Consider the following 6,329-nt stretch of genomic DNA (forward strand, 5'->3'; position numbering starts at 1 on the left):
ATTTTAAAAGTTGGCGGTCACTTCTCATTTTACAAAGACAGTGATCGCTTTTACTTTTGATATTCTGATGGGAGAATGAAACAGCCCTACCGCTAACCCTACGGGTGTAACGGGGGCATCCTGCCGACATTCAAGGTGACAAGGGCAATTCTTGTCAGAGGGCAGATAAAAGTCTATGCGGATGGCGAGACTCGAACTCGCAAGGCGTAAGCCACACGCCCCTCAAACGTGCGTGTCTACCAGTTCCACCACATCCGCTTGATTTTAGCTTAACCAGTATAGCACAGAAAAAAAATAATCTGCAAGCAACTTTTAAAAATTACTGCCGCACAACTTTCGCACCACCTGAGTTAGTACGGATAAACCTTTTAGGGAACCTTGAATCAAATGGAAGGCCGGGATGGGACGGATTAACATTTGTCGAGCTAGGGGCAATGGTAGCAGCTGACCTTGATTATCAATTGCCGGGGCTAAATCGGGTAAATCCTGCGTCACCTCGTCGCTAATCACGCGCACAATTGCCACTTTTTGCCCCGATAAAGCCTCTAAAATCCTTGCTCCTTCCATATCGACCACCTCATAGCCCCCCTGTCCTAAACGTCGTTTTTCCTCGGACTGGCTAATCAGGCGATCGCTGGTTAAACCTTTAACGAGGCTATATCCGGTTAATTGGGCGATTTCTGCGGTTATTTCTGGTTCGCACTGCCAATAATTCCCCTTTTCTGGGCCACAACCTTGATAGATTACCCCATCTCCGACTCGATAGCGATCGCTGAGACTGCCCGCTAATCCCATCAGCACAATTTTTCCTTTGAGCTTATTAAGAAACTCTAGAGATAGCTTAGAGACTGGGGAACTGTCGAGGAATTCTGGAGCGCCAAGGTTAATCGGGATAATTTGCGGGGCTAAATCGCCGATGTTTCTTAATCCTCGACGGATTGAGCTATGCTCGGCCCCCCGGGGAACGAGAATAATATCTTCAGGTGTGAGCATGAAATTTTTGAGAAAGTTTCCTAATTAGTCCATTGAGATGTTATAAACAATAATAGTGAACTAATTAGGAATAATTCTTAAGTAAATGGCCCTGCCACTGACTGGGCGATTGTCTTTCCCACCATGAAAAAGTCTGTAATTCTGCGTTTATCCGAGGTTAACAAGCGTTTTCCCGCTTCTACTAATCTAGCTGTCGATAATATCAGTTTTAGTTTAACAGAGGGCGAAATTCTCGGATTATTGGGCCCGTCGGGCTGCGGTAAAACCACTCTACTCCGGATGATTGCGGGATTTGAAAAACCATCTCAAGGAGTGATTGAATTGGGAGGGCGAATAGTTGCCGACGAAAAAACCTTTATTCCCCCGGAAAAACGCAATACGGGCATGGTTTTTCAGGATTACGCTCTTTTTCCCCATTTAACTATCGCTGAAAATATCGCCTTCGGGTTAAAAAATTCTGGGGAGAAATTATCGAGCAAAGCTATTAACGCTAGGGTGGCGGAAACTTTGGATTTAGTCGGACTGCAAGGACTAGAAAAACGTTATCCCCATCAGCTATCGGGAGGACAACAGCAAAGAGTCGCCCTCGCCCGCGCTTTAGCCCCAAAACCCTCTTTAATCCTCTTAGATGAACCTTTAAGCAATCTCGATGTGCAGGTACGGCAACGGTTACGGCACGAGATCCGTCATATCCTGAAAGCGACCGGTATCTCGGCCATTTTTGTCACCCACGACCGGGAGGAAGCAATGGTGATCAGTGACACAATTGCAGTCATTTGTCAAGGAAAATTAGAACAAATTAACAATCCCGAAGCAATTTATAGTCATCCGGCCTCGCGATTTGTGGCCGAGTTTGTCACCCAAGCGAATTTTCTCCCCGCTAGACGGGAGGGGGAACAATGGCAAACCGAGATAGGAGTCTGGGAAATTCCCGATGGTCAAGATTTGGACAAAGGGGAATTGATGCTCAGAGAGGAAGATGTCAAAATTAAACCGGATGAGACGGGAGATCTGGTTATTTGCGATCGCCAATTTTTGGGACGGGAATACCGTTATTGTCTGCTAACGGCCACCGGCAGCCAAATCCACGCTAGAACAACGATTAACACCCAATTAGACATCGGTACAAAGGTAAAACTATCGATTATTCCCGATAGCGTCCGTGTATTTGCCGACTGATAACTGATACTAAATCCTGTTTAAGGGGTGTGGGGTGTGGGGTGTGGGGTGTAGGGAAGGAAACCTCTTTCATCTCTGGTGGTGAAAATTTTTTCATCGGGACTGACTCCTGAATCCTGATCGGTCTCTCCAGCTAATATTGATATCGATCGCTATTTAGGACTAGGGTGGCATTTTTAGCGACAAAATCAATAATTTTTTTAGCCACATCAACACCGGTGGCCGCTTCTATTCCTTCCAAACCGGGGGAGGAATTCACCTCGATAACCACAGGCCCGTGATTGGACCGTAATAAGTCCACACCCGCAACCCGTAAACCCATGGCTTTAGTGGCCCGTATAGCCGTACTGCGTTCCTCTGGCGTTAATTTTACCTTTTCTGCCTTACCTCCGCGGTGAAGATTAGAACGAAAATCCCCTTCGGCCCCCTGTCGCTTCATCGAGGCTACCACTTTTCCATCGATGACAAAACAGCGCAGATCTGCCCCACTGGCCTCTTTAATATACTCTTGTACTAGAATATTAGCCTCTAATTGCCGAAAAGCTTCAATAACTGACTTGGCTGCTTGGTCGGTTTCCGCTAAGACTACCCCAATACCTTGGGTTCCCTCTAATAATTTAATCACTAGAGGGGTGCCGCCGACGGTTTCGATTAAACCATCGATATCTTGGGTTGCGTGAGCAATTCCCGTCACCGGTAGGCCTATCCCTTCCCGAGCGAGGATTTGCAGACAACGCAATTTATCCCGCGACCGAGAAATTGCTTGCGAGTCGTTGGTAGTAAAAACATTCATCACCTCGAATTGTCGGACGACTGCGGTTCCATAGAAGGTTTTTGAGGCAGCAATGCGGGGGATAATCGCGTCGAAACTCTCCAAGGGTTTACCGTTATAGACAACCGTGGGTTTATGGGAGGTGATGTTCATGTAACAGCGCAAATAATTGATCACTCGTACCTCATGACCTTGGGCCTCTCCCGCTTCTTTCAGTCGCTTGGTCGAGTAAAGAGAAGCGTCTTGCGATAAAATAGCGATTTTCATAAATTTTCGCTTAAATATTGCTTTTAAAACTGAATAGCTCGTTATTCCCCCATATTGGCTTTTTTGGCCGGCAACTCATAAAATTTCTCCTCTCGATCGAAGTCCATCGATTATTATGGCGCTGACAGTTCCCTTTGAACAGTTGGGTTAAATGAAAAGTAAAAAAGATCAAGCTTAAGAACCTAAGCAAAATTAATTACACATATCTAACCACCTCTTGCCTCTTGCCTATCTTCACTAGGAAATTAATTTTGCACGACTACTTAAGACTAGATTGGTTTTTGTCGTCAGGCTAAGTTTAAGTTATAGTTTTAAGGATTTAATTGACTAACAAAGACTAGAGAAGGAGTAAAGGGAAAAGATGTCAATTAATAAATACAATTTTGTTACGGTTTTGCTCCTAGGGATGATCGATCGGTTAGAATGATAAGGTGATCGATGAAGAAAACCATGACTTTACTAGCGAAATCTTTAGAGGAACTGACCGACTGGGTAAAAGACCAGGGACAACCCGCTTATCGGGGTAAACAATTACACCAATGGCTATATGAAAAAGGGGTGCATTCTTTGGCGGATATTTCCGTATTTCCCCAAGAATGGCGCAGCAAGATGGCAGACTATCCTATTGGTCGTTCCCTTATACATTATCGCAGTGTAGCACCCGATCGCACTCGTAAATATCTGCTAAAACTGGCGGATGGTTTAATTATTGAAGCGGTGGGAATTCCTAGTGAAAAAAGATTGACAGTCTGTGTTTCTTCGCAAGTGGGTTGCCCGATGGCCTGTGATTTTTGTGCCACGGGAAAAGGGGGTTTTACTCGTAATTTAAAAGCTTATGAAATCGTTGACCAAGTGTTAACAGTACAGGAGGATTTTCAGCAGCGAGTTAGTCATGTGGTGTTTATGGGGATGGGGGAACCTTTATTAAATATCCCCGAAGTGGTGACAGCGATTCATTCCCTTAATAAAGATGTGGGTATCGGTCAGCGTTGTTTAACGATTTCTACCGTGGGATTACCCCATAAAATCAAGCAACTAGCGGCCCATAATTTACAAGTAACTTTTGCTGTTAGTCTCCATGCTTCTAATCAACAAGTTCGAGCTAAATTAATCCCCAGTGCCGATCATTATACCCTAAGTCATCTGATCCAAGACTGTCAGGAATACGTTCAAATCACGGGACGAAGGGTGACATTTGAATACATTCTTTTAGCGGGAGTGAATGATTTACCCGAACACGCAAGGGAATTAGTCAAACTGGTGAAAGGTTTTCAATCCCACGTCAATCTCATCCCCTATAATCCTATTCAAGAGGTGGATTATCAACGGCCTGATGAAAAAAGAATCAGGGCTTTTAAAACTATTTTAGAACAGGAAAAAGTCGCCGTTACTGTCCGTTATTCCAGAGGGTTAGCGGCCGATGCGGCCTGTGGACAATTGCGATCGAGCGTCATGGTCAAATAAACTTAATTTGTTCACTACTCTACCATCAGTTTTCTCTGTTATAATTAGAGTAACAGAGGAGTGTTGGCTGTGTTGTTTGTTAATAATTGTAAAATTTAATCGGCATCTGGAGGGTTATCGAGTAGCATCTCAACAGTAGGGCGAATGACTGTTAAGTATGCTTCTTTAACTAGCGGTTTTGGTTATCCTGTTGCGGAATTTTTTCAGAGAGGTAAATTTTAGTATTTGTCAGCCACAGCAACTCGACTATTGGTAATTTCTTCGAGTTCGGGGGTAAGGATCATGAAAAGTAAAATATTAGCAATTGCAGCTTTAGGAACTTTAGCGGTTTTTAATTGTTTTCCTCGGGTATGTTATAGTCAACCGCTACTCGTTAGCAAAGAATCAACCACACCCACCTCGATCATAATTGATGATGAGGAGATGGCACAACTTCCCATGCCTGTTCGTCAAGGATTGGAACTGTATCTAGCGGGCAATACTGGTGGTGCAGTTGATGTGTGGGCAGATAGCGTGATTAAATTCGCCAAGGATCATGAGGATTTTTTTGAATCGGCCGAACAAGCTAGAAGAGATGTCCATATCTGGGAGGAATCCCGTTTGAAACTGAAAAAAATTCTCAAACAACACAATCAAGCTAGTGGACCTTGTAAACAATCTATTTTCCTGCAAGAACTTATCTATCCCCAGAATAAGTTTTTAAGACGTTTTTTCCTGAAACTTCAGCACGAACAAGATTCTTTGTTTGTAGAATTTGTCACTTTACAGACCCCTAAAGGGGTGTACATTACCCACATTCACTTCGAGCAAGACCTGCGAGAAATCATCAAGGATGATAAGTAGGACAACATCAATCGACTACACTAGATCAAGGTGGTAGCGTTGCGACTTATCAGCAGGCTTATCTTCAAACAATTAACAGCGATCACTTAATCCTATTCAAGAGGTGGATTATCAACGGCCTGATCAAAAGAGAATTAAGGCTTTTAAAACTATTTTAGAACAGGAAAAAGAGGTTTAGCGGCCGATGCGGCCTGTGGACAATTGCGATCGAGCGTCATGGTAAAATAAACAACCGTCAATCGGCCATTAACTAGATTGCTAGTCTCGCTGCTAGGCTAAACTAGAGAACTATAACATCAATGTAGGAGCCATTTCGATGCAAAGTCTCTCTAGTGCCAAAGAAAATCGCCTTTTTGTCTATGAAGTTGTCGGTTTGAGTCAAAATGACAAGACTGATAACCTAGATTATTCTATCCGTAAGAGTGGCAGTGTCTTTTTAACCGTTCCCTATAGCCGCATGAATCAAGAAATGCGTCGGATTACCCGTTTAGGCGCTCGCATCGTCAGCATTAAACCCTTAAACGCAGCTGCAGCCCAGTAGTTGAAAAAATAATTATCGGTAATATCTCTCCCCCGCTCTTGTCCTCATCAGGCAACCTAGGGGGATTTTTAGCATAAATAGGGAAAAGTAGCTTGACATCCTCGCCGCCGTAAAACGGACGGCGATTCCTCACCACGCCACTTTTTTAGGGTGGTCGCGTCAACGGGGTTGACGCGACCCGGGATGCTGCTTCTTTAACAGAAGTCTTACGCTTTCCGACCCGTCCGTTTAAAGTCTCCGAATGTCCTCCGGCGACCTTGATATTTACCG

Annotated in this window: 6 protein-coding genes, 1 tRNA gene and 1 pseudogene; 5 read left to right on the forward strand and 3 right to left on the reverse strand. The window is 44.2% G+C overall.

The genetic code is table 11. The features are described 5' to 3' along the window. Positions 1 to 176 precede the first annotated feature (176 nt). Positions 177 to 258, reverse strand: a tRNA-Leu gene (locus BGL89_RS00475). Positions 259 to 312: 54 nt separating this feature from the next. Beyond that, complete coding sequence (locus tag BGL89_RS00480; RefSeq protein WP_286823669.1) at positions 313 to 993, reverse strand: nucleoside phosphorylase-I family protein; 681 nt, start codon at positions 991 to 993, stop codon at positions 313 to 315. Positions 994 to 1,116: 123 nt separating this feature from the next. Between BGL89_RS00480 and BGL89_RS00485 the strand changes: the two genes are divergently transcribed. Continuing rightward, on the forward strand, positions 1,117 to 2,172 hold the full coding sequence (locus BGL89_RS00485; RefSeq protein ID WP_286823670.1) for an ABC transporter ATP-binding protein: 1,056 nt from the start codon (positions 1,117 to 1,119) through the stop codon (positions 2,170 to 2,172). A 133-nt stretch (positions 2,173 to 2,305) separates the two neighbouring features. Here BGL89_RS00485 and rimK read toward each other — a convergent pair whose 3' ends face one another. Continuing rightward, on the reverse strand, positions 2,306 to 3,211 hold the full coding sequence (rimK, locus tag BGL89_RS00490) for a 30S ribosomal protein S6--L-glutamate ligase (protein ID WP_286823671.1): 906 nt from the start codon (positions 3,209 to 3,211) through the stop codon (positions 2,306 to 2,308). 450 nt (positions 3,212 to 3,661) lie between these two features. Between rimK and rlmN the strand changes: the two genes are divergently transcribed. The 4 genes and pseudogenes from rlmN to cpcD all read left to right on the forward strand — a co-directional run bounded on the left by rlmN (position 3,662) and on the right by cpcD (position 6,059). Then, positions 3,662 to 4,675: a dual-specificity RNA methyltransferase RlmN gene (gene rlmN, locus BGL89_RS00495; RefSeq protein WP_286823672.1), complete on the forward strand. Its 1,014-nt coding sequence runs from the start codon at positions 3,662 to 3,664 to the stop codon at positions 4,673 to 4,675. Between the two features lie 282 nt (positions 4,676 to 4,957). Next, positions 4,958 to 5,518 carry a hypothetical protein gene (locus BGL89_RS00500; RefSeq protein WP_286823673.1) on the forward strand — a complete coding sequence of 187 codons (561 nt, stop codon included), beginning with the start codon at positions 4,958 to 4,960 and terminating at the stop codon, positions 5,516 to 5,518. Positions 5,519 to 5,606: 88 nt separating this feature from the next. After that, positions 5,607 to 5,746: pseudogene (locus tag BGL89_RS00505) on the forward strand (dual-specificity RNA methyltransferase RlmN); the annotation flags it as partial. Between the two features lie 88 nt (positions 5,747 to 5,834). After that, positions 5,835 to 6,059, forward strand: coding sequence for a rod-capping linker protein CpcD (gene cpcD / locus BGL89_RS00510; protein WP_158201012.1), 225 nt, complete (start codon positions 5,835 to 5,837; stop codon positions 6,057 to 6,059). Positions 6,060 to 6,329: the final 270 nt, after the last annotated feature.

The organism is Microcystis sp. LSC13-02, assembly GCA_002282935.1.
Taxonomy (GTDB): Bacteria; Cyanobacteriota; Cyanobacteriia; order Cyanobacteriales; family Microcystaceae; genus Microcystis.